20 protein-coding genes, 1 tRNA gene and 2 pseudogenes are annotated in these 21,937 nt (G+C 57.9%); 8 read left to right on the forward strand and 15 right to left on the reverse strand.

Going from position 1 to position 21,937, the window contains the following annotated elements; translation table 11 throughout:
* The first annotated feature begins 84 nt into the window (after window positions 1-84).
* Both NANH_RS0103020 and NANH_RS27345 read left to right on the forward strand, forming a co-directional pair.
* Window positions 85-1,386 (forward strand): site-specific DNA-methyltransferase, encoded by a 1,302-nt coding sequence (locus NANH_RS0103020; protein WP_027260715.1) that lies wholly within the window; start codon window positions 85-87, stop codon window positions 1,384-1,386.
* Window positions 1,383-2,099: a DUF5681 domain-containing protein gene (locus NANH_RS27345; protein WP_051372215.1), complete on the forward strand. Its 717-nt coding sequence runs from the start codon at window positions 1,383-1,385 to the stop codon at window positions 2,097-2,099. The genes NANH_RS0103020 and NANH_RS27345 overlap by 4 nt, the downstream gene beginning before the upstream one ends.
* Window positions 2,100-2,133: 34 nt before the next feature.
* Here NANH_RS27345 and NANH_RS0103030 read toward each other — a convergent pair whose 3' ends face one another.
* The 3 genes from NANH_RS0103030 to NANH_RS28325 are packed head-to-tail and all read right to left on the reverse strand — an operon-like array spanning window position 2,134 to window position 4,453.
* Window positions 2,134-3,813 (reverse strand): recombinase family protein, encoded by a 1,680-nt coding sequence (locus NANH_RS0103030; protein ID WP_027260716.1) that lies wholly within the window; start codon window positions 3,811-3,813, stop codon window positions 2,134-2,136.
* Entirely contained in the window at window positions 3,810-4,229 is a 420-nt protein-coding gene (locus NANH_RS0103035; protein ID WP_074920537.1) for a DUF2924 domain-containing protein, read from the reverse strand. The genes NANH_RS0103030 and NANH_RS0103035 overlap by 4 nt, the downstream gene beginning before the upstream one ends.
* Window positions 4,226-4,453: a DUF3489 domain-containing protein gene (locus NANH_RS28325; RefSeq protein ID WP_051372216.1), complete on the reverse strand. Its 228-nt coding sequence runs from the start codon at window positions 4,451-4,453 to the stop codon at window positions 4,226-4,228. The genes NANH_RS0103035 and NANH_RS28325 overlap by 4 nt, the downstream gene beginning before the upstream one ends.
* 123 nt (window positions 4,454-4,576) lie before the next feature.
* Between NANH_RS28325 and NANH_RS0103045 the strand changes: the two genes are divergently transcribed.
* Window positions 4,577-4,675: transfer RNA gene (locus NANH_RS0103045), tRNA-Met, on the forward strand.
* Between the two features lie 260 nt (window positions 4,676-4,935).
* Here the strand turns inward: NANH_RS0103045 and NANH_RS0103050 are convergent.
* The 10 genes and pseudogenes from NANH_RS0103050 to NANH_RS0103100 all read right to left on the reverse strand — a co-directional run bounded on the left by NANH_RS0103050 (window position 4,936) and on the right by NANH_RS0103100 (window position 17,280).
* Window positions 4,936-6,891 carry a DUF3732 domain-containing protein gene (locus NANH_RS0103050; protein ID WP_027260718.1) on the reverse strand — a complete coding sequence of 652 codons (1,956 nt, stop codon included), beginning with the start codon at window positions 6,889-6,891 and terminating at the stop codon, window positions 4,936-4,938.
* On the reverse strand, window positions 6,888-7,376 hold the full coding sequence (locus NANH_RS0103055; protein ID WP_027260719.1) for a three component ABC system middle component: 489 nt from the start codon (window positions 7,374-7,376) through the stop codon (window positions 6,888-6,890). Before NANH_RS0103055 ends, NANH_RS0103050 begins: the two co-directional genes overlap by 4 nt.
* Window positions 7,373-8,596, reverse strand: a complete 1,224-nt coding sequence (locus NANH_RS0103060; RefSeq protein ID WP_027260720.1) for an ABC-three component system protein — start codon at window positions 8,594-8,596, stop codon at window positions 7,373-7,375. Before NANH_RS0103060 ends, NANH_RS0103055 begins: the two co-directional genes overlap by 4 nt.
* A gap of 347 nt (window positions 8,597-8,943) precedes the next feature.
* Window positions 8,944-10,129: pseudogene (locus NANH_RS0103065) on the reverse strand (IS3 family transposase).
* Between the two features lie 569 nt (window positions 10,130-10,698).
* On the reverse strand, window positions 10,699-11,901 hold the full coding sequence (locus tag NANH_RS25265) for an acetate/propionate family kinase (RefSeq protein WP_051372217.1): 1,203 nt from the start codon (window positions 11,899-11,901) through the stop codon (window positions 10,699-10,701).
* The gene (locus tag NANH_RS0103080) at window positions 11,898-13,307 is read right to left on the reverse strand and encodes a bifunctional enoyl-CoA hydratase/phosphate acetyltransferase (RefSeq protein ID WP_036049327.1); all 1,410 of its coding nucleotides are present in this window, start codon (window positions 13,305-13,307) and stop codon (window positions 11,898-11,900) included. Before NANH_RS0103080 ends, NANH_RS25265 begins: the two co-directional genes overlap by 4 nt.
* Complete coding sequence (gene fabI / locus NANH_RS0103085; RefSeq protein WP_036049330.1) at window positions 13,297-14,070, reverse strand: enoyl-ACP reductase FabI; 774 nt, start codon at window positions 14,068-14,070, stop codon at window positions 13,297-13,299. Before fabI ends, NANH_RS0103080 begins: the two co-directional genes overlap by 11 nt.
* Before the next feature lie 3 nt (window positions 14,071-14,073).
* Entirely contained in the window at window positions 14,074-15,816 is a 1,743-nt protein-coding gene (locus NANH_RS25270) for a PHA/PHB synthase family protein (protein ID WP_081710405.1), read from the reverse strand.
* Window positions 15,817-16,460: 644 nt separating this feature from the next.
* Window positions 16,461-16,991: a GNAT family N-acetyltransferase gene (locus NANH_RS25275; RefSeq protein WP_051372218.1), complete on the reverse strand. Its 531-nt coding sequence runs from the start codon at window positions 16,989-16,991 to the stop codon at window positions 16,461-16,463.
* A gap of 64 nt (window positions 16,992-17,055) precedes the next feature.
* Window positions 17,056-17,280 carry a hypothetical protein gene (locus NANH_RS0103100; RefSeq protein WP_027260723.1) on the reverse strand — a complete coding sequence of 75 codons (225 nt, stop codon included), beginning with the start codon at window positions 17,278-17,280 and terminating at the stop codon, window positions 17,056-17,058.
* Window positions 17,281-17,373: 93 nt separating this feature from the next.
* Here NANH_RS0103100 and NANH_RS27350 point away from each other — a divergent pair, with 93 nt between their 5' ends.
* Window positions 17,374-18,240 carry a LysR family transcriptional regulator gene (locus NANH_RS27350; protein WP_051372219.1) on the forward strand — a complete coding sequence of 289 codons (867 nt, stop codon included), beginning with the start codon at window positions 17,374-17,376 and terminating at the stop codon, window positions 18,238-18,240.
* A gap of 31 nt (window positions 18,241-18,271) precedes the next feature.
* Entirely contained in the window at window positions 18,272-18,976 is a 705-nt protein-coding gene (locus NANH_RS0103110; RefSeq protein WP_027260724.1) for an IS6 family transposase, read from the forward strand.
* 52 nt (window positions 18,977-19,028) lie between these two features.
* Here the strand turns inward: NANH_RS0103110 and NANH_RS25285 are convergent.
* Window positions 19,029-19,625, reverse strand: a pseudogene (locus NANH_RS25285) (recombinase family protein); the annotation flags it as partial.
* A gap of 250 nt (window positions 19,626-19,875) precedes the next feature.
* On the opposite strand from NANH_RS25285, the gene NANH_RS0103120 reads away from it, so the two are divergent.
* The 3 genes from NANH_RS0103120 to NANH_RS0103130 all read left to right on the forward strand — a co-directional run bounded on the left by NANH_RS0103120 (window position 19,876) and on the right by NANH_RS0103130 (window position 20,857).
* A complete protein-coding gene (locus NANH_RS0103120; protein ID WP_175543445.1) occupies window positions 19,876-20,181 on the forward strand; it encodes an XRE family transcriptional regulator in 306 nt (101 codons plus the stop codon).
* A 99-nt stretch (window positions 20,182-20,280) separates the two neighbouring features.
* Window positions 20,281-20,535, forward strand: a complete 255-nt coding sequence (locus tag NANH_RS0103125; protein ID WP_027260726.1) for a ribbon-helix-helix domain-containing protein — start codon at window positions 20,281-20,283, stop codon at window positions 20,533-20,535.
* A 4-nt stretch (window positions 20,536-20,539) separates the two neighbouring features.
* A complete protein-coding gene (locus tag NANH_RS0103130; RefSeq protein WP_027260727.1) occupies window positions 20,540-20,857 on the forward strand; it encodes a type II toxin-antitoxin system RelE/ParE family toxin in 318 nt (105 codons plus the stop codon).
* Window positions 20,858-21,419: 562 nt separating this feature from the next.
* On the opposite strand, the gene NANH_RS29770 is transcribed toward NANH_RS0103130, so the two are convergent.
* Window positions 21,420-21,755 carry a hypothetical protein gene (locus tag NANH_RS29770; protein ID WP_407694671.1) on the reverse strand — a complete coding sequence of 112 codons (336 nt, stop codon included), beginning with the start codon at window positions 21,753-21,755 and terminating at the stop codon, window positions 21,420-21,422.
* Window positions 21,756-21,937 lie beyond the last annotated feature (182 nt).

Raw genomic sequence — 21,937 nt, forward strand, 5'->3', positions numbered from 1 at the left:
AATGCCAGTCGTAAGATAAATCGAACGGAGAGGGCCGACGGGGCGATTCCCGCGGCGGGCCGTACCAACAAGAGGAGGCAGCAGATGCCCCACGCAAAGATCACGCAGATTGCCATCGGCGATCTGACACCCTGGGCAAACAATGCTCGGACCCATTCGAAGAAGCAGATCCGACAGATTGCCGACAGCATCGAGGCATTCGGGTTCACAAATCCGGTGCTGATCGACGAGAAGCGCGTGATCCTGGCCGGCCATGGTCGGGTGGCGGCGGCGCGGCTGCTGGGATTGCCGGATGTTCCGTGCCTGCGGCTGGATCACATGAGCGAGGCCGAGAAGCGGGCCTATGTGCTGGCGGACAACAAGCTGGCGCTGAACGCGGGCTGGGACGAGGACCTGCTGGCGGCGGAGCTGGGCGCGCTGCTGACGGCCGATCTCGATTTCGACATCGGCGTGACCGGCTTCTCGATCCCGGAGATCGACAGCCTGCTGGAGATGGTCGAACCGGAGGAACCGGATGATCCCGATGACGAGGCGGGCGCCGAACTTGCGCCGCGGCGGGTGAATCCCGGGGACATCTGGCATTTGGGACCTCACCGTCTGGTCTGTGGCGATGCGCTGGATTCGGGCGTGATCGGGGCGTTGATGGAAGGTGAAGCGGCGCGGATGGTGTTCTCGGACCCGCCCTACAACGTGCCGATCGACGGGCATGTGGGCAATTCCGGCAAGACGCAGCATCGCGAATTCGCGATGGCCGCGGGCGAGATGAGCCGGACCGAGTTCACAAGCTTCCTTGAGTGCGCCTTTCGCAACCTGGCCGATCACAGCCTGGACGGGTCGATCCACTTCCTCTGCATGGACTGGCGCCACATGGGCGAGATGCTGGCGGCGGGACATGCTGTCTATGACGCGCTGAAGAACCTGATCGTCTGGGCCAAGGACAACGGCGGCATGGGGACTTTCTACCGCTCGCGCCACGAGCTGATCTTCGCCTTCAAGAAAGGCGCGGAACCGCATGTCAACACCTTCGAACTGGGCCAGCACGGGCGCTATCGCACCAATGTCTGGCAGTATCGCGGGGTCAACACGATGCGCGCCGGGCGCATGGAGGAACTGGCGCTGCATCCGACGGTGAAGCCGGTGCAGATGATCGCCGATGCGATCCGGGACGTGTCGGGGCGCGGGGACATCGTGCTCGACATCTTCGGCGGATCGGGCTCGACATTGATCGCGGCGGCCAAGACCGGGCGACGGGGCTTTCTCTGCGAACTCGATCCCGTCTATTGCGACCGCATCCTCGCCCGCTGGGAGGCCTGGGCAAAGGATGAGGCGGAGCAGCTGGTCTGCGGCTGGAACCTGTCCACTGCCGGGCTGGAGGCCGCGGAATGAGCCGGGACGGAAAGAAGCTGCCGGCTGCAAAACCGGGGGCCCGGTACGAGGTCGGCTATGGCAAGCCGCCGGAGTCGTCCCGGTTCAGGCCTGGACGGTCGGGCAACCCGAAGGGTCGCCCGAAAGGCGCGAAGAACAAGCGGCCGCGGCTCAACGAGGAACGGCTGAAGGAGATCGTCCTGGATGAGGCCTATCGCGAGATCACCGTGCGGGATGGCGATCGCAACGTGAGCGTGCCGATGGCGCAGGCCGTCATGCGCGCCCTTGCTGTCAACGCGGCCAAGGGTCAGCATCGCGCACAGCGGCTGTTCGCCGAGATGCTGTCGACGACCGAGCGCCAGAACAAGGCGCTTGCGGATGAATGGTTCAGAACCGCGGTCGAGTACAAGGTCGAATGGGAAACGGAACTGCGCCGGCGCGAAAAACTGGGCATCACGGATTTGCCGCCGCCGTTGCCACATCCGGACCAGGTGAAGCTGGACATGAACACCGGCCTGGCAACGATCAAGGGCCCGGCGACGAAAGACCAGGTCGCGCAGCTGGAGCTGTGGCGGAGAAGGCGTGACGGGTTCTCCGAAGACCTCGCGTTCGTACGACAAGAATACGAGACGGAGACGGACGAGGGCGCCAGGACGCGTCTGGAGGATGACATCCGGCAAATCGAGCGATCGCTGGAGGCCATTGACCAACTGCTCGACCAGATCGGGTATTGAGAGGCTCTCCGGTTCCCGGGATGAAGCGGCGTTCTCAAAATCCGAACAGGCGCTCCTGGTCGGCCCAGGCCAGCGGATGGGAGACGCTGACCAGGCGTTTGAGGGTGAGTTCGGGAGGCTGGCTGCCGTCGAGGATCGCGGCCTGGAGTCCCGGCGACAGGAAGGCGAGTCGGGTGCGGGTCCGGATGAAGGATCCGGGAACGCCTTCACGGCGGGCGATGTCGGAGAGTTGCGTGCCGGACCTCAATGCGCGGGCCCAGCCATGGGCGCGGATCAGCATGGCGCGCAGATGCGGATCGGGGTCCGGCGCGATATCGCCGGCGATGATCCTGGCTTCGACCCCGCGGCGGCGGAGATCGAACGGGGCCGTTATGTGGGCCAGGGCCGGACACAGGTTCTTTTCCGGAACCCCGAGTGCCCGGACCAGCGCTCCGACATCCAGCTCCAGGTCGATCTCGCCGCGCCGCAGGGTGGCGGAGGAGAGAAGGTCGGCGCAAAGCACACCGGTGTCCCTGTTCAGCCGGGCGATCAGGTCGCTCGCGGCCCGGGTCATTGTGTCAGCGCTTCCGGCATCGGGAGTGTCGAGAATCCGGTGCGACCCGGCGGCCTCTGTCAGATGTGTGGCGATGATGTTCCGGATGCTGGTCTCCAGCGCCGGGCCCGGCAGGCGCCAGGCGGCGGGATCGGCGCCGCCTGCGATCAGCCGGTTGGAGACGTAGTAGCGCAGGCGTCGCCCTTTCCGGGTGGTGTGGGTCGGGGTCAGCCGGTCGCCGGTCTCGTCGTGCAGCTTTCCGGTGAGCCAGGCGCCGGGGTCGGTGGAGCGGGGCAATGCCCCGGGCTTGCCTTGCGATCTGGATCGGTTGGCGGCGACCTGCATTCTCTCCTGCACCCTGTTCCAGAGATCCTGGTCGATGATGGCGTCGTGCTGGCCCGGCCAGACCTTCTCCTTGTGGCGGATCTTGCCGAGATAAACCGGGTTGCGCAGCAGGTAGTAGATCTGGCCGCGGGACAGCGGGCCGCCGCCCGAGACCTTGCCGCTGGCGCGGATCCGGCGTTTTGACCGCAGTGCTTCGTCGGCGGCGCGTTCGGCGACCCGGCGCAGGCAGCCCTGTTCTGCATAGAGGGCGAAGAGACGCCGGACGGTTGCGGCTTCACCTTGATTGACCACCAGAGTCCGCGCCTTCGTGTCGGGATCGCGGTCATAGCCCAGCGGCAGGTTGCCGCCCATCCAGAGGCCCTTCTTCTTGGAGGCGGCGATCTTGTCGCGGATGCGCTCGGCGGTGACCTCGCGCTCGAACTGGGCGAAGGACAAGAGCACGTTCAGCGTCAGCCGGCCCATCGAGGAGGACGTGTTGAAGGCCTGGGTGACCGAGACGAAGGAGCAGTTCGCCGCCTCCAGCCGGTCGACCAGCCGGGCGAAATCGGCCAGCGACCGGGTCAGCCGGTCGATCTTGTAGACCACCACCATGTCGATGCGCCCGGCCTCGATCTCGGCGAGCAGGCGTTGCAGGGCCGGGCGCTCCAGGGTGCCGCCGGAGACCCCGCCATCATCAAAGCGGGCGGGCAGCAGCTTCCAGCCCTCGTGGCGCTGGCTGGCGACATAGGCAGCACAGGCCTCGTGCTGGGCGTCCAGCGAGTTGAACTCCTGGTCGAGCCCCTCGTCCGAGGATTTGCGGGTGTAGATGGCGCAGCGGATCTTGGGGCGCTGGCTCATGAACCTGGCTTTCCGGTCAGCCCGAAGAACCGCGGCCCGGACCAGTGGGCGCCGGTGATGGCGCGGGCGATGGCCGAGAGCGAGCGGTGGGTCTGGCCTTTCCAGAGATAACCGTCTGCGGTGACATCGACGACATGGGTGACCCCGTTCCATTCGCGGAGCAGCCGGCCGCCGGGCTTGAGGGCGGGGCTTTTGGCGCGCGGGGTTTGATCGGTTGTCTTCGCAAGCGCGGTCTTCACCTGCCGGGGCAGCCCGCCGTGGCGGCGGGTCTGCAATTCGAAGGCGATGAAGCGGCGGAGGAAGGGCTGGCTCAGCATCTTCGGGGCGGGTCCGGCGAAGATATCATGCCAGAGGTCCAGCAGATCCGGCCGTTCCATCGCCTCCAGATCCCTTATCTCACCAGGTGCCGCCATCATTCATCCCCCGCGCCTGACGGCATATGGTAAATTGCTGGCGCACCTGCCTTCCCGGCCAGACGGCGCTCGATGGGCAGGCCTTTCTTGCGCATTGTGCTGAGCGCTGAACGAGCCGAATGCGGCTGCCAGCCGGTTGCCGTGCAGATGGCTTGAAGGCTGGCGCCGGAGGGGCGCCGAAGCATCGCCTGCACCTTGGCTGCCTTGGTCTCTTCGCGTTTTGTCATGAATCTTTCCTCGGATTTCGAGGCTGGCATGTTGCCGCGCCCCGGTACCGGGGAGAGCCCGAACGCGTCGGGCCTGGGTCCAGTGATGCGTGGTTCGGGCAAGTAGTCCAGTTGTTTCCATCGGCGGGTCCGGCGCAGTGGAGCGTGACGAGGCTCTCGCTGAACCACGATGCGGTTCAGGCTCATAACCTGAAGGTCGTAGGTTCAAATCCTACTCCCGCAACCAAAATATTACAGTATTATCAATACGCTAGAAGCCACCTCCGGGTGGCCGCGCGCGTTCCCGAAACACCACTGGAAGCACTGTGGAAGCAAACGGACGCGGCTTGTGACTGTTGCGGACACGCAACACGCAAGCTAGATCAGCACAACAAAAACCAGTGCCAACGCAAACGGCCCATAACGGTCATTGCGACCAGTTCTTCGAAGGTCTGACTTTCAATTTGCTTCCGTGTTTAGAATCCTCACAAACAATCTCGACCTTAAACCTCGTCGAGGTTTGGCCACTCCTCAGGAACCAACGCTGGGGGTTTGGTCCACGGTTCTTCGACCAATGCGTCCTGAAACCATTGATCACGGAGGTTCGCGTGCTCGGTGACGATCAGTTGAAAGCCGGGCACGTCATTCTGAGTATATTTTAACAGCAGCTCGAACAAGCGACGAACCGAGTTTAGATCCGCATCAGCCTCTGTTTTTTGGAAAGAGCCGTCGGCCTCCTTGTAGACTTTCTCAGACGGAAAGTAGACTTGGGTCGGCTGATCAATCAACAGGAAGCGTGGGATTGGGCGGTTGTTTTGCGCAGCGAATAGGTGCAGAGCGAGTAATGCAGAAAGGTGATAGGCTAAATGGTTTTCGCCGCCTCCTGTGCGACTCATAGGGACTGGACGCTCAGGCCGATCGAAGATGATCGTCAACTGTGGTAGGTTGAGCCGCGCGGGGAAGTCTTGGAATTCGGCCTCGAATTTCCGGATGAACCGCGTGACTTGCGCAGAGATGTTGTTGAGAATTGAGGCTAGGCGTTCATCGCTATCGTCGGTGCCGATTTCCTCCTCGAGTTGCGTCACCCTCTTGATGAGACGGCGATTCTCCGATTCAAGTCTGGCAAGTTCTTCGTTTGGAGGGAGCCTTTCCAAGAAAAGGCTGATACGGCCTACCACGCGCGCGGCAGCATTGTTGCGACTGCCCATTTGGGCAATGACCTCATTGGCTGCGATCGCAGCGGACAGCTCCGTTTCTTTCTGTCTGACGTCGGTTGCGATGCCGTCCGCCTGAGCAATCAATTCAGCCAAGTAGGCGTCGAGCTTGGGGCGCTGACCGGTGGCGACGCGCAACTCCTTATCTAGCGATTCAAGCTCGTTTAGCAGGACGGCAGCAAGCGGGGAGTCGAGCGCTAGGTTCCGTTCGCTGAACGGCCATTGCCATTCGCCGCTGTCGGGATTCTTCGGCAGTGCCTTGATCGAAGTGAGACGATCTATTTGTTCAGCGGCCTCGTTTTCGTAGCCGCCCGCCCTCTTGGCGAACTGTCGCGCCGAATCAATTCTTGCCTGAGTGTCTCGCCGATCCTGGCGCAGTTGAGCCAGCTCTTCTTCCAACAGGGAAATCCGGCTAGCGTCGTCGTCAGGCACCTTTTCAGGTTTCCAAGACAATACAGAGCTCAATGCTGCAATGACTGCTTCTGCATTTTGATTTTCATCGGCGCTTCCGATCACCCCAACCGCCGTCGCTTCCGAGTGCAGACCGATTGCCTGCTCGTGCGACGTATCGACTGCATTGCGCGCCTGCTCTAGCTTCTTGTTGCTGATTCTCAGATCCCGCTGCGCAATCCGTAGCTTCGACTCCCATTCGAAGCGGTCGTGAGAGGAGACGCCAAGCAGGATTGGCAGGGTATCGCGTATTGCCTGCGGCTGGAATTGTTCGTTCTGGCGGTAGAAAAGTTGGTCCTTGTTTGCGACCAGTCCTTGCTTTTGAAACAGGTAGTAAAACGTGTGCTTGACGTTGGCGTCGTAGCTGGCGCGGCTGTGTTCAAGCGCAACTTCGGTCCGATTTTCTGGAATTCCGAGCAGGCGTGACAGGAGTTCGACGATGCTATCGTCGTCAGTGTTGGCTAGCAGATCTTCGAACGCGGGTATTGGCAACTGATTGCCCCTTCGCAGCATTGCAGTGCTGCAACTCGCACCACCGTGAGGCGGTGTTGGCTTAGCGACCAGAACCTGCTCTTTTTCAAATTGGTAGATCACGGCGAACCATGCCACCTTGTCACGGATTATTCCTTCCGGGACGTTGAACGAAGATCGTCCCATACAATATTCGATAATCTCTGAGAGTGCGGACTTGCCAGTAGAAGAGCGACCGGTAATGACGTTAAGCCCGTCAACCTTGAAGTACAGGTCGCGGCGCTGGCCGCCATGGCTGTAAATGTGGATGGACCTGATCTTCATGGGCGAATTCCAAATGTTGCATAAATGGTTGCCCGGTCAGCAATGCGTGCAAATTCTCTACCAACTATCCGCGCGACTTTTTGGCAATCAACAGTCTCGGCCGTTCCACTGACGGTCTTGCGCACCTTCTTGGGCACGGTTTGGATGCGGCCGTTATCTGCGACATTGATGCAGCCCCTTTCCATAAGCAGACCAAATCCCTCGAAGGCATAGGGTAGCATCTCCGAAACCCGATCGCCGAAGCCCACCATCAGTTGCTGGTTCTTCTCCGTCGTCTTAAGCAGGTAGCTGCGCGGACTACTGACAATTACCTCGCGCGAGTCTTTGTGCAAGCAGAGCGGCAGGACGAGTAGTGACAGTGAAAAGGGCATGCCTCGTGCATCTTCGTCCTCATATCCGTTCAACGAACGGAACAAGACCAAGCCGCAAAATGCCGGGTTGAATAGATTACGAATCTCGAACGGGCGTTGGTCCCATCGTTTCACGAGGCCACCCCTAACACTTTGTATACGCGTTCGATAAATCGTGGATGCCAATAAACTCTAGGTTCAGGCGTGGTATCCGCGAGAATGTGAAGGCTGCCTCGGACGACATAGGGTTCCGTCACACGCGCGCGAATGCGAAGGGACTCGATCTTGCCGGTCTCAAATTCTGCCCAGTTGTAGAGAGTGGCTCCGGCTTCGCGCAGCGCGTCCTCGGCGCTGTCGTCCGAGAGTTTCTCGAAAACAACGTCCCTGTAGCGGCTCCATTCCTCTGCGAGACGATCCTCGTATTCCTCTACCTCTCCCGATACGAGCAGGTTCTCGCGCGCCCAAGCCGACCGCTGCTCGAACGCTCTGTAGTAATCTAGGATCGCACTCCTGATACGGTTGGAAGAGATGCCTATCTCGTGCATTTGCTTGACGAAAAGGCGCGGATCGGCATCGGTGTCAATCTCACTGGCGGGCACCTTTCCGCGGAAGGTGATTGGCAGATTGTCTGTTTTGTATTCCTCGGTGATGTTGGAAAGCTTATCCGACACTTCGTGGCCGAAAATCCCTTCCGGCCTGGCGCCAGTCAACTGCTTGATCACAGCATCGGTCCACCAACCTTCCAGTCGTTCTAAGACGAACTGGCGGTGTTCGCGCCTTATGCTTCGCATGTGCTTTTCCCGGATGATTGCCGGGATGTCACTGATGCGCGGGTTCCCATCGAGGATCAGGATGCGCTCGAGAAAGTCTTGCTTCGCTGAATCGCTTAATTCGTTAAACGCAGCTGCGATCGGTGTGATGAGTTTTGACTTTGACCTAGAGAGCGTGGCGGTGGCCAGTTCGGCAAGTGTTGCCTCATGGCTGGAAGAGGAGGCCAGTTCCGGGAGGAAGCGAGTAAGAAATGAATCGGTCGACACGGTGCCGGTGGTAAAAAGGAAGAACTGCATATTTGACGCAGCAAGGCCATCCCGCTTGTATCGCACCAGCCAAATGTTGACTGATTTCCAGAAATCTGTCGACAGGTCTGTCAGTTTATCGCCAATCGCCTTGTGCTTTAGCGAAGCCAAGGACTTACCGCCTTCGGTGTCAATGAAATCGAGATCGTCGTCTTTTTCAATGAAGACTGCCGCATCTTCTGGAAGCTGAAGGAGGCGAAGCAACGCAAGACGACCTTGGTAAATATATCCAAGGCCCTGCTCGCCTGCTGAGAACTTATCAGTTTCTTTTTCGACCATAGTTCTCCCGTCCAGTCAGATTAGCCAATTGGCCGGTAGGGACCTCTGATCCGAAAATCACCTTATGGCACACTTGCTGATTTCAGACATTGGCGCAAGGCGCAGCGAACTTCCGCTTCCCGCCGATTTTGTTGAAAAACTCCGCTGTCCGAAATTCGCTTTAAGAATTCGGAACATCGTTCTCCCAGAACGCCCTCTGGCCGACGTTGTTTGCAAAATGGTGCGTTCGTGGGAAGTTGTTCTGCCGATTTGTCATTTTTCCGTCGGGCACCGAGTTTTTCAACAAAATCCGCCCCTTCTGCCCGCCTCACGCCCACCGATACCTTGCTTGTGCCTTCCCGATCCGCTCATCCAACGGGACAGGGTGTTCGTCGTGACCTGAGACCCATCTCTCCTCCAGCCTTTGGGAGAATCCGGGTTTTGTTTTCTGGCCTCATGCGGCCTGCTTTTGCAACGTCATTTTGTCTGCGAACTCGTTCGGCGTGAGATTTGCCAGCGACGAATGCGGCCGGTTTCGGTTGTAATCCTCCTTCCATTTTTTGATCTCTGATCTGGCGTCTGCGAGGGACGAGAACAGCGTCTCGTTCAAGCACTCATCGCGGAAACTGCCGTTGAAACTCTCGATGAAAGCGTTCTGTGTTGGCTTTCCTGGAGCGATGTAATGCCAGTCGATCTTTGTTTTCTGGCACCATTTCAAAACCGCTGAACTGGTCATTTCGGTCCCGTTGTCGCTGACAATTGTCTTCGGCATTCCGCGCACCTGAATGATAGCGTCCAATTCACGCGTCAGCCGCGCGCCCGACAGCGATGTATCCGGAACAAGAGCCAAACATTCACGGCTAAAATCATCTACCATCGCCCGAACGCGGAACCTGCGTCCATCTGTGAACGCGTCCGAAACGAAATCCAGGCTCCAACGCTCATTGATGGTCTCTGGCACGATCATCGGGCGGCGCGTGCCCAGGGCGCGTTTCCGGCCACCACGCTTACGCACCTGGAGCCCTTCTTCGCGATACAAACGCCGCAGCTTCTTCTGGTTCATGTAGATGCCTTGACGCTCCAGCATGATGTGTATGCGCCTGTAACCGAAGCGCCGACGTTCAGCAGCCACATCCTTCATGGCTTTGCGCAGGTCAGCATCATCTGGTCGGATGCTGCGATACCGCACACTCGACCGATCCACGTCCAACACATCGCACGCCCGCCGCTGGCTCACCCCGTGCTGATCACAAAGATGAACCACCGCTTTCCGCTTTGCCGCGGGCGTCACCATTTTTTTGAGTTCACATCCTTCAGCATGGCGTTATCCAGCATCTGTTCTGCCAGCAGCTTCTTCAGCTTGCCGTTCTCATCCTCAAGCGCCTTCAGCTTGCGGGCATCGGACACGTCCATTCCGCCGAACTTCGATTTGTATTTGTAGAACGACGCTGTGCTGATGCCATGCTTGCGGCACACCTCAGCCGTTGGGACACCGCCCTCCTGCTCTTTGATCATCCCGATGATCTGCTCTTCTGAAAATCGTGACTTCTTCATATTCCGTCTCCAATGCTTGGGACAGATCCTACTCAAAAGTGGAGGAGGTTTAAGGTCTCAGGTCAGTCTCAGGTCAATGCTGCGGTGCGGCCCGTCATTGCTGCCATTCGCGGCGACCTCGAATTATAATGATCAGCGAAATTACGGTCTGCGGGACAAACCGGACTTGTGCAAGCGGCTATTGCTGACGCAGCATTCATTCGCTCTTGCAGCACGGTCACTGCTGCGTTGCAGCCCAAGTCGCCAGAGCAGTCATTGATGAACAGCCTCGAAGGTCGCACCCGTACTGCACTTTCGACGCAGGTGTCTGAACGCGAAGGACGCGGGGTTTTGCTGTATCTACTGCTTGCGCAGCTACTGATATCATAGAAACTGTTTGCAGAAGTGCGGTGCGGCCGATGTCGCCACACCCGCCGATCAATGCCTTGATAAGCGGTGCCCTCCTGCCGGGGTCGCAATCATAGAAGTCAAACTGAGGACTTACCTGTCGCTCGGAGAACTGGGTTTTAGGTTTGCTATTGGTGGCGCCATCCGCTGGCGGGTGTCACGAAAGGCCTATAAACGGCCCGTCATATGGAAATGAGTTTGACTTGGCATTTTTCTCGCTTTGGGTCATGAGGTGCGGCCTTCACGGCTCGAACGGCGCGCGCGATGACGCGTTCTTCATCTGTCGGGATCACCATGACGCTTGTCGGCCCTAAGCCAATGTGCAATGCGTTCTGCTCGTTGCGTTCTGCATGGATCTCAATCCCAAGATAGGCCATTTCCTGCCCGATGCGCCGGCGAATGGGTGCCGCATTTTCGCCAACACCACCGCAAAACACCAAGGCATCAAGACCGCCAAGAACTGCAGAAAGCGCCCCGATCTCCCGTCGCGCGCGGAATACATAGTAGTCGATGGCTTGTGCCGCTTCGGGTCGGTCGGACGCAAGCAAATCGCGCATGTCGCTCGTCTCGTCCGACAGCCCCAGCAGTCCACTGGCCTCATAAAGCATCCGCAGCACATCATGGGGTGCCATGCCCTTTTGTTCGATCAGATACAGGACCACCCCAGGATCAATCTGGCCGCAGCGGGTGCCCATGGGCAAACCGTCCAGCGCTGAAAAGCCCATTGTTGACCCAACACTCTTGCCAGAACGTATTGCACACATCGATGCACCGTTTCCCAAATGGGCAACGATAATGCGACCGCGATGCAAATCAGGGAAGTCGCGGGCAATCACGCCGGTCACATAGTCATAGCTGAGCCCGTGAAATCCATACCGCCGAACGCCTTCGTCATAGAGCGCGCGCGGAATGGCAAATGCATCGTTGACCCAAGGATGGCCCCGGTGGAACGCCGTATCAAAGCAGCCGACCTGAATGGCATCTGGAAATACCTTTTGTGCGGCAAGGACGCCGGCCAAATTGTGCGGCTGATGCAGCGGCGCGAGAGGCTCATAGGTGCGAAGCGCCTGCATGACATCTGGCGTCAAGAGCATTGGTTCTGCGAAATCCGGTCCCCCATGCACAACGCGGTGGCCGACGCCGCCGATTGTATGCCCTTTAAGGTGGGGCGTTACCGCCTGCATGATCGCGTTCAAGGCTTCCGCCTGGGTCGACGCATCAATAGGATGCGAAGCCTTGCCGTCCGGCGTGCTCAGAACCAGCTGAGCGGAGTTTCCGATTCCATCAACTTGTCCATGCACCAGTTCAACCGGATCTTCGCAATCGCGGTACAGGCCGAACCTCAGCGATGATGACCCGGCATTCAGTGTCAGGATGCGTTTCATGTCCGCACTGCAGCGTCACACAAGACCGCAATCGCAGCAGACGCAACGCGCGTACGGCTATCATCAGCCCTGCTGGTCAGGATGATTGGAACCTGAGCGCCCAGTACGATACCAGCCGACTCAGCGCCCGCCAAATACATCAATTGCTTGGCAATCATATTACCGGATTCAAGGTCAGGAGCGACGAGAATGTCGGCTTGTCCCGCTACTGGCGAAGCAATGCCCTTGCTCGCCACGGCGCGCATGGAAATTGCGTTGTCAAAAGCCAAGGGACCGTCCAGCAATCCGCCCGAAATCTGACCGCGATCCGCCATCTTGCACAACGCGCCGGCCTCGACGGTTGATTGCAGCCGCGGGGTGATCGTTTCAACCGCCGAAAGCAGCGCGACCTTGGGCTGTTCGATCCCAAGTGCACTGGCCAGATCAATTGCGTTCTGGATGATATCTGCCTTGGTTTGAAGGTCCGGTACGATATTGATGGCCGCATCAGTGATCAAGAGCGGTTTGGCGTAAGTTGGAACATCCATCACATAGACATGACTCATCCGACGCTCGGAACGCAGGCCAGTTGCCTTTGCCACAGTGGCAGACATCACCTCGTCTGTATGCAACGCCCCTTTCATCAACGCGCGGGCGCGCCCATCGCGGACAAGTTGCACCGCTGTTTCCGCCGAAGCATGACTATGATTGGTGTGAACAATCTCGATCCCGCTCAGATCAAGGCCCGCTTCCTGTGCCACGGCTTTGATGCGTTCCTGCGGTCCCAATAGAAACGGATCAAGCAGGCCCAGCTCTCGGGCCTGCAGCGCGCCGGTCAGCGATGAGGGATCGCAAGGATGAACAATTGCGGTCGGAAGCGCAGGGAATTTCTGTGCCGCAGCCACCAGCCTGTCATGCGCTGCACCGCGCCTGTGCATGACGATATCTGGCATCATCACGCGCGGTCTGCGAATTTTCTTGTCCGGGGCAATGACCTTGGCCTGACCGGTGATAACCGGCTTGCCGTCCCCGTTGGTGCACAAACAGTCAAGCGTAAGGCGCTTTTTCTCTTCGTGTTTCTCTGCGACCGTAACGCGGACGGTCACAGTATCACCGATGCCAACCGGCTTCAGGAACTTCAAAGACTGATCAAGATAGATCGTGCCTGGCCCCGGCAATTGGGTTCCAAGCACGTTGGAAATCAATGCGCCGCCCCACATGCCATGGGCGATGACTTTGTGAAAAATGTCCTCTTCGGCAAAAGCCGCGTCCACATGGGCCGGGTTCACATCACCCGATACAACCGCGAAGGCGTCGATGTCCTGCGCGGTGAGCGTCCTCTCAAGCTCTGCAAAATCGCCCACTTCGATATCGTCAAAGGGTCGATTTTCAATGTAGCCGATATCCGCAGAACCCTCAGACAACATGATGGCCCCCGTCAATATAGGCGGTATTTCCACTGACAGATCGGGCAAAATCGGACACCAGACAAGCCGCCATTGCGCCGACTTCCTCGATGGTCGTCAGACGGTGCAAAGGTGCACGTTTTCTGGCATCATCAATCAAGGCATCAAAGTGATCAATCCCCGACGCGGCCCGTGTTTCCAGCGGTCCCGGCGAAAGCGTGTTCACCCGGATATTCTTGCCGCCCAGGTCCACCGACAAATACCGCGCAGTAGATTCCAGGGCTGCTTTGACAGGCCCCATGATATTGTAGTGATCCACCACCTTGTCCGCCCCGTGGTAGGACACGGTCAGGATCGTGCCGCCATCGGCCATCAGAGGTTCGGCCTGCTTGGCCAGCCGGATCAGCGAATGCACCGAGATGTCCATCGCCAATGCAAATCCTTGCTGAGAGCAGTCGACAACGCGGCCATGCAGGTCGTCGCGCGGGCAAAAGGCAATGGAATGGACCAGAAAATCGAGCCGTCCCCATTTCTTGCGGATCGTGTCAAATACAGCGTCGGTTTGGTCAGCGTCAGTGACATCAAGCGGCGAGAATATCCCCGCGCCAACGGCTTCGGCTACTGGCTGGACATGTTTACGCGCCTTGTCGTTTTGGTAGGTGATGGCCAATTCAGCGCCAGAGGCAGCAAAAGCACGGGCACAACCCGCTGCGATGGAATGGTTGTTGGCAACGCCGACAACCAAACCAACTTTACCGCTCAGAAAATCAGTGTTGGGCAACATATTCTATTCCATCATCACGTAGGTGCCAGGAGCATCGCTGAGATCACCGGTCATTTTTGGGGGCAGCGCCTTTTCGGACGATTGCGTGCCCAGCCATTTGGTCCACGCAGGCCACCAACTGCCCTCGGACATTTTGGCTGTTTCCAGCCAATCGTCGGGCGTCAATGCCCGGTCCTGATCACGAGTGGTGTACACGCGGAAGTGACGGCGTTTGTGGCCCGGTTCGGACAAAACCCCGGCGTTGTGTCCGCCATTGGTCAGCGCAAACGTAACATCTGCATGGCCGAGCGCGTGTATCTTGAACACCGATTTCCAAGGTGCAATGTGGTCCGTTTCCGTGCCCACACCAAAGACTGGGATCCGAATATCGCGCAGGGATACAGCGTGCCCGTCCACAGCATACCGCCCCGTCGCCAGATCATTGTTCAGGAACATCTGCCGCAGGTATTCAGAATGCATCCGCGCCGGCATCCGGGTGCTGTCCGCATTCCATGCCATCAGGTCATTCATCGCCGGTTCGTCATCGCCTAAAAGATAGGTGCGCACCATGCGCGACCAGATCAGATCGTTTGACCGCATCATCTGAAACGCGCTCATCATCTGGGTTGCTTCCAGATAGCCCTGGCTGGCCATCAGGTCTTCGAGAAAGGACACTTGGCTTTCATTGATGAACATCATCAATTCGCCCGCTTCGCTGAAATCCGTCTGCGCAGCAAGCAATGTCATGCTGGCCAGCCTGTCATCGCCATCTCGCGCCATGCTGGCCGCGGCAATCGACAAAAGCGTGCCCCCAAGGCAATAGCCGACCCCATGTACCTTTTTGGCCTTGGTCTTGGTGCAGATGTGATCCAGCGCCGCGCGGGGGCCCTGTTCGAGATAGTCTGCCATGCCCAAATCTGCATCCGCAGCATCCGGATTGCGCCACGACATCATGAAGACAGTAAAGCCTTGATCCGTCAGGTAGCGCACGACGGAGTTTTCAGGGCTCAGATCAAGGATATAGTATTTCATGATCCACGCAGGCACGATCAGAATGGGTTCGGGGTGTACCTTGTCCGTCGTGGGTTCGTATTGGATCAACTCCATCAGATGCGTGCGCAAAACCACCTTTCCGCGGGACACGGCCAGATCCTTGCCAACACGAGATGGCGGATGCAGCGCGTCTTGCCCGGTCAGCGCCTGCCAGTCGCGCAGAAAAGCCGCGCCGCCATTTTGCAGATTTTCGCCGCGTGTTTCGATTGTTTTTGACAGAGCCTCGGGGTTGGTCATCAGAAAGTTTGACGGGGCAAAGGCGCCCATGAGCTGTCGCGCCAGGAACGTCATCGACGCGTCATGCGCCGGGGTCAGGCCGGGCACATCGGATGTCGCGTGATCGGCAAAATTCTCGGCCAGAAGAAATCCCTGCGCCAGTGCTGCAAAGGGTGCCTTGGCCCAGGCTTCACCTGAAAACCGTCGGTCACCCTTTTGCGGCGCGATCGGGCTGGCTTCCGGGTCATCAGGGCACCCGGCCATCACGAATTGTGACCACGCGAACCAGTTTTCCTGCGCTTTTTTCATCAACGAAAGCTGTTTGTCCGGCGCCGCGGCCAGGTGCAGTGCCCAATCGTTCATCATCGTCATGGTGGAAATCGGCGGACCGCCTCGTGTGAATTTCGTCAGCTTCTGACGCAATGCGCGATTGTCGGGTTCTCTACTTTCATCGTGGTCGGCAGTTCGTAGGCCCGCCGTTTTGCCTGTGTCTTTCATTTCGACTACCTTAGAGAATACGCTTAAGCACCTTCCCTAGATCGACATCGTAACACCCGTGTTACGATGATCGAGGATCGGTTAGAGCGCACGCTTCGCGTGTTTGCCCCTTCTGGTTGCTTTGCCCTGTTCAATGAAATCTCGACCACCTAGCCATGCTGAGACCTGCATGAATGACCGGTTCTGCCGCTCTATGGCGGCATCGAAATTTACGCCATTGCAGCAGTTTCCGTGCTGCATGCGCACGCAGCATGAAAATCCAATTCGCAGGTTGGGCTGATTGTGTTGAAAAACTCGGTTCTCACCTAAAAACGGTGAAAAACTTTGTCGTAGAGTGCCAGTTGGGAAATTTGGCCAGGGGGTCGGCCAAATCAATGGTTTGGCGATGTGCGCAGCTCCAAAATCCCCCTGCGCGAAAATAGGGCGAGCTCTTCGGATGCAACGGATTTTGGCGGAAAAATGAGGGTGTGGATTTTTCGGGTTTTTCAACACAATCGGCTCGAAGCAGTCCTTCGCTGCCGACTGCACGAACGACCGGCAAGGGCCGTCCCCATCCGGGAGGTCATGGAGCTTTGGAGGGATGCCGCACCGCATCCGAGGTCGGCAGTGAGCCCGAAGCTGCCAAAAAATGAAATGTTAAACCATCAGGCTTCGGCTGACATCAGGTCGCATTCCATGAAAACGAGACGTTCTCTCAGTGCGGGTGGAAGGTCATTGTAGGGCTCGACTGCTTTGAACCCGAGTTTTTGATACAAATTCACGGCCTCTGTCTGTAGCGGCCCGGTATTCAGACGCATCGTCGCATAGCCCAAAGCGCTCGCGATTTTCATGATTCCTGTTGCCAGACGTCTTCCCACTCCCGAACCTTGCGCTTGCGGACTGACGAACATCCGCCTCATTTCCGCAATGCCTTCGCCCAAGTCGCGCACCGCGACGCAACCAAGGGCGTCATGTCCACGCCGCGCCATGAGGAAGCAGGATTTGGGTGAGTCATACTCCCCCGGGAGGCGATCAATTGCCAACTCATGGGCCTTGTAGTCGACGTGCTTTTCCAACTGGTCACGGGACTCGGAATAGCGGATCTGGTGCCAGACAAGATACTCGCGCATCAAGCTTCGCACCGCCTCAATGTCCCGCTCACTTTTTGCAAATGACAACTCGATTGCGCATTCCATTTTCTTCGACCTTTCCCGCTGATCATATGAATAACTGCTCGTCATACTCCATGCCCCATGGCACTCAGAACCTTGATGGGTAGAAGTGCATCATGTTTTGAAAGTCCTGTTCGCTCTGGAAGTGCTCAGGATGTGACTTCATCATTTCAAGCATGAAATCGAGCCTTTCCCGGCTTCGTTTCTTGCTGTCTTCTTTGACTTCGGGCTTCCATCGGGCAAGCGCGAAGACGGAGCGCAGATACGCCAGCCGCGGAAGTATTGGAGTTCCGGTGATATCGATCAAGCTCATGGTTCCGCCCTTTCCAAGTCCAATAGTGGGTCCAAGCGTAAGCGGCGGTCTGAAACGATGGTATCCATCCAGAATTTGTGCTGTTCTGAATAAATGAAGAGCGCGCCCAACAACTGGACAAGCATCAAAGCCTTCCTTTTGGTCGTCCGCAGCGGCTCGACCCTCGCGGCATCACGAGAGCTTGGCGTTACTCAGCCAACCGTCGCCCGCAGGGTTGATGAGCTTGAGCATGAGCTTGGAGTGGTCCTGTTCGATCGCGATACGCGGGGCTTTCATTTGACGCCTCAAGGCAAAAGGCTGGTGGCGGAGGCGGAACAGGTCGAGGCTGCGGTGCTGTCCTTCGGTGCCTCCGCCGCCGAGTTGAGCGACAGCGTGACTCGTCCGATCCGATTTTCAGCACCAATCCTGGTATTTACGGACGCGATTTACGAAATCCTGACCCAGTTCAGGGCCACTTACCCTGATACCCCAATAGAAGTGATCCCGAGCAACAGGTTCCTAGATCTGAGCGCAGGCGACGGCGACATCGCCCTGCGCATTGCATCCGAGATCAAGGATGAAGATCTAATCTGCCGCAAGCTCGGCGTTCTGTCAGGAGGGCTTTACGCGTCCCGTGACTACCCCGGCCCTCTGCCTTCGCACTCGGACCAATTGCAGCGTCACAAATTCGCTTTGTTCGATGGTCAAAATGTGCCCCACGCGCTCAACAACTGGTTGCTTGGTCTGATCGATCCGGATCAAGTGGCGACCAGGTGCTCTGATCTTGGGTCCATGGTCGCGACGATCAGCAAAGGCGAGGTCCTGGGGCCATTGCCCAGACCTCTTGGCGAAAAAAACGAGAAACTGACCGCCTGCCTTTATACACCCGACAACCTGTCGGTAGCGGTGTGGCTTGTCATTTCACCTGCAGCATATCGGCGAAAAAACGTGAGGGGGTTCTGTCAGAGCAAAATCGCTTGAGACGGGCAGGGCGGTTTCGTAGCCTTACCGGATGACCAATCCTAACCCATTTCGCTACTTCAAGACGAGCCCAGAGATCATTCGCCTAGCGGTGATGTTGTACATTCGGTTCCCGTTGTCGCTCAGGAATGTGGAAGATCTGCTGCATGAACGAGGTGTCGATGTCAGCCACGAGACAGTCCGGTATTGGTGGCATCGCTTCGGTCCTGTGTTCGCCGCTGAGATCAGAAAGCGCAGGATCGCGGGGATGCGATCCAGCCGTTGGCGTTGGCACCTCGACGAGATGTTTGCGAAGATCAATGGCCAGACGCACTACCTTTGGCGGGCTGTGGATCACGAAGGCGAAGTGCTTGAAAGCTATGTCACGAAGACCCGAGACAAGAAGGCCGCATTGAAATTCCTAAAGAAAGCAATGCGAAAGCATGGCAGAGCTGAGGAGATTGTTACTGACCAGCTCCGATCCTACGGAGCCGCTTTGAAACAGATCGGCGCGGGTGCTCGGCAGGAAACCGGCCGCTGGTTGAACAATAGGGCTGAGAACTCGCACTTACCTTTCCGACGAAGAGAACGAGCCATGCTTCGTTTCAGGCGCATGCGAAGTCTGCAGAAATTCGCCTCCGTGCACGCCTCTGTCTCAAACCACTTCAACCACGAGCGCAGCCTTTCATCTCGCAAACTTTTCAAGTTGAACCGAACCGCCGCCCTTGTCGAATGGCGTCAGCTTTGTTCCGGATAGGTTCACGCGCTTGGCGACAAGCTGAGACTAGTTCGAATTCGTCTGACAGCACCCCGCGGGACAAGGCACCCTTCGGGTTGCCGTGTTCGTCGATGAGCACCCGACGCAGGCCGTATCCAGCCGCTCCGCCTTGCCGGTAGCCAGGCTCAACCAGGCGGCATTGACCGGCGAAGACCTTCACTGAGAGCTCGCGGCTGTATTCGCCCGCCATCACCCGCTTGACGGTTTTCAGAAGGTTGGAGCCGATGCTGCCGTCGTTTTCGAACTGCTCGCCACAATAGTGGACCCGGATCCCGGCACGAGAGCAGACATGCTCGTGGTAAGCCCCCTCATCAGCATCCTGAAACCGACCCCAGCGGCTGACGTCATAGACCAGAATGGCCTTGAAATCCGCCTGGCCGGTTCGGACCTCGGCCATCAGGTTCTGCAGCGCCTCGCGGCCGTCCAACCGCAACCCGGACCGACCGGAGTCCTCGAAGACGCGCAGGATTTGCAGGCCCCGGGCGGCGGCGTAGTTCCGGATGGTGTCGAGCTGGTTCTCGGTGGAGTACTTCTGGTGATCGGTCGACATCCGCACATAGGCGACGGCCGGGATATCCTGTCCGGCCTCGTCGCCTTTGTCCTCGCTGTTGTATCGACCGTTATTCAAATCGGGTTTTCCTTTTCAGCCTTTTTTGGGTTCAATTTTTCCATCTCGCACAAACTCGTCTGGAAAGTCGTTTCCTGAAGCGGGCAAGGTCTTTCCGTTTGCCCGGCGGTCATTTTTCAAATTCCAATTCATTACTGCGCTCCTAAAATCAGTAGTGTCCGTCAAGCGCGGTCCAATGACCCGCAACGGGCAAAATCGACTCCCGTCGTTTTCATGGTTCTTCAATTGTTTAACGAAGAAGGACGTGAAAATGCGCGTGAAGATGGGCACAGTTGTGCCGAAAATGGGCACATTTGTGCACCTGGTCGAAGAACCAACCGATTATCGAACCGCCATAGCGATGGCTCTGCACGAAGAGTTGCACGACACACACAGGGCAATCAAAATGGCCATGCGCTGGACGGGTGCCAGCGAACGCACCGTGAAGTACTGGTTCTCGGGCGAGCGGGGGCCGAGCGGCGACCATCTGATCGCCCTCGCGCGGCATTCGGATGCTGTGCTCTATGTTGTTCTTGCACTTGCGGGCCGCCACATTGTCGAGGAGGCAGACGATTGAGGGGCGAACGATGATCGGCGGGAGCAGGGTGCAGCCCACTCTTGTTTTGCGTTCATTTTTGGTTATATTGAATACACGCGAAGTGAAAGGTGCTGCGCCATGTCCCGAACGACCACGATGACCGTCCGCCTTGGTGGGGCTCTGAGTGACTTCGTGTCGGCCAATGTGGGCGATGACGGGTCTTATGAGAACGTAAGCGAATACATCCGCGACTTGATCCGGCGTGACAAGGAGAGGGCGGAGCAGGAAGCCTTCAACCGCCTGAAGGCCGAGTTGACTCATGCTTTCGCGGCCTCGGAGCAGACGTATCAACCGCTGACCGCAGCCGAGGTGATCGCGCGGAACCGGGCCTGATCCGGTGACCTCCATCCGTATCCAGGAAGGGGCGTCGCACCGTCTTGATGACATCTACCGCTACACCCGCGAAAGGTGGGGCGACGATCAGGCTGAGAAATATATCACCGGCCTGTTCGGGTCCTTCGACAAGATCGCTGCCCACGGCGTCGCATCAAAACCCATCCCTGCCGAATTCGGCGTTGAGGGGTTTTTCTTTCGCTACGAACGCCATTACGTCTACTGGCGTCATCTCTCGAATGGTGACATCGGGATCGTGACCATCCTGCACGAGCGCATGCACCAGATCGACCAGTTTCGCGATGATTTTGGGCTCGGATGATCGGACGCCTTTTCAAAAGGCATCAGATTTGCGCAGCGTGGAATCTTCAATGTTTGCTCGGTCCAGCGGCAACAGTAGCCACCTACTTGCTGGAGGTGGGGAGGATGCCGCTCTCGCCAGACGGCATCACCATTTGAGACGCTTGCAGTACTGGAAGCGCTCGTGGGGTGCATTGCGCGAAAATAATAATTTAAAATCAGTGTCTTGATGTGGAGAAGGTTCGACGCCAGTCCCGTCCCCTCCGCCACCTACAAAAGAAAACTCATTCTCCGTTTTTCACTGTCGCCGGATCTTGTTGTTGTTTTCAAAGGTTGTAGCGACAGGGCTGTTGACTGCCACTTCGGTCGTTGGACCGAAAATGGTTCTCTCTCCCCCGACATTCTCCAAAGCTGTTGACTAAGGGTGTTTTGGTTCAAAGCTTTAACATGTTGTATTCAAACAACCTTTTCTATTCACCTCACTTGCGATTTCGACTTTCAAAATGGGCTTCGGATGGGTCTGAAATCCAAATCAAAGGGCAGCTAGTTACGTAGTAGTGCCGGCAGCGGGGGTGTTTTCGCAGCTACATGCCCGGGTTGGGCCGCGCTGCTTCTTCTGCTAAGACGCCGCCGACACCGGTCTGATCGGCACTGCCGTCCGGGTTGGGCCGCGCTGCTTCTTCTGCTAAGACTTTGTGAATATGTTTGAGGTCGGAGGTCAGGTCCGGGTTGGGCCGCGCTGCTTCTTCTGCTAAGACGGCCAAAGGCAACGGGTCCCTGTTCCGCTGGTCCGGGTTGGGCCGCGCTGCTTCTTCTGCTAAGACGCCGGAGGCAATCATGCCCTTGACCCGCACGTCCGGGTTGGGCCGCGCTGCTTCTTCTGCTAAGACGGTCAGCATGCGCAGGCCGATGTCGACCACGTCCGGGTTGGGCCGCGCTGCTTCTTCTGCTAAGACGCTTGGCCCGCAACGTGCACCTTATCGACCGTCCGGGTTGGGCCGCGCTGCTTCTTCTGCTAAGACAAATCGCGATCTGGGGCGCGTCTGGCAGCGGTCCGGGTTGGGCCGCGCTGCTTCTTCTGCTAAGACATCGGACCCATCGC

The sequence above is a fragment of the Sedimentitalea nanhaiensis DSM 24252 genome, from assembly GCF_000473225.1.
GTDB lineage: Bacteria > Pseudomonadota > Alphaproteobacteria > Rhodobacterales > Rhodobacteraceae > Sedimentitalea > Sedimentitalea nanhaiensis.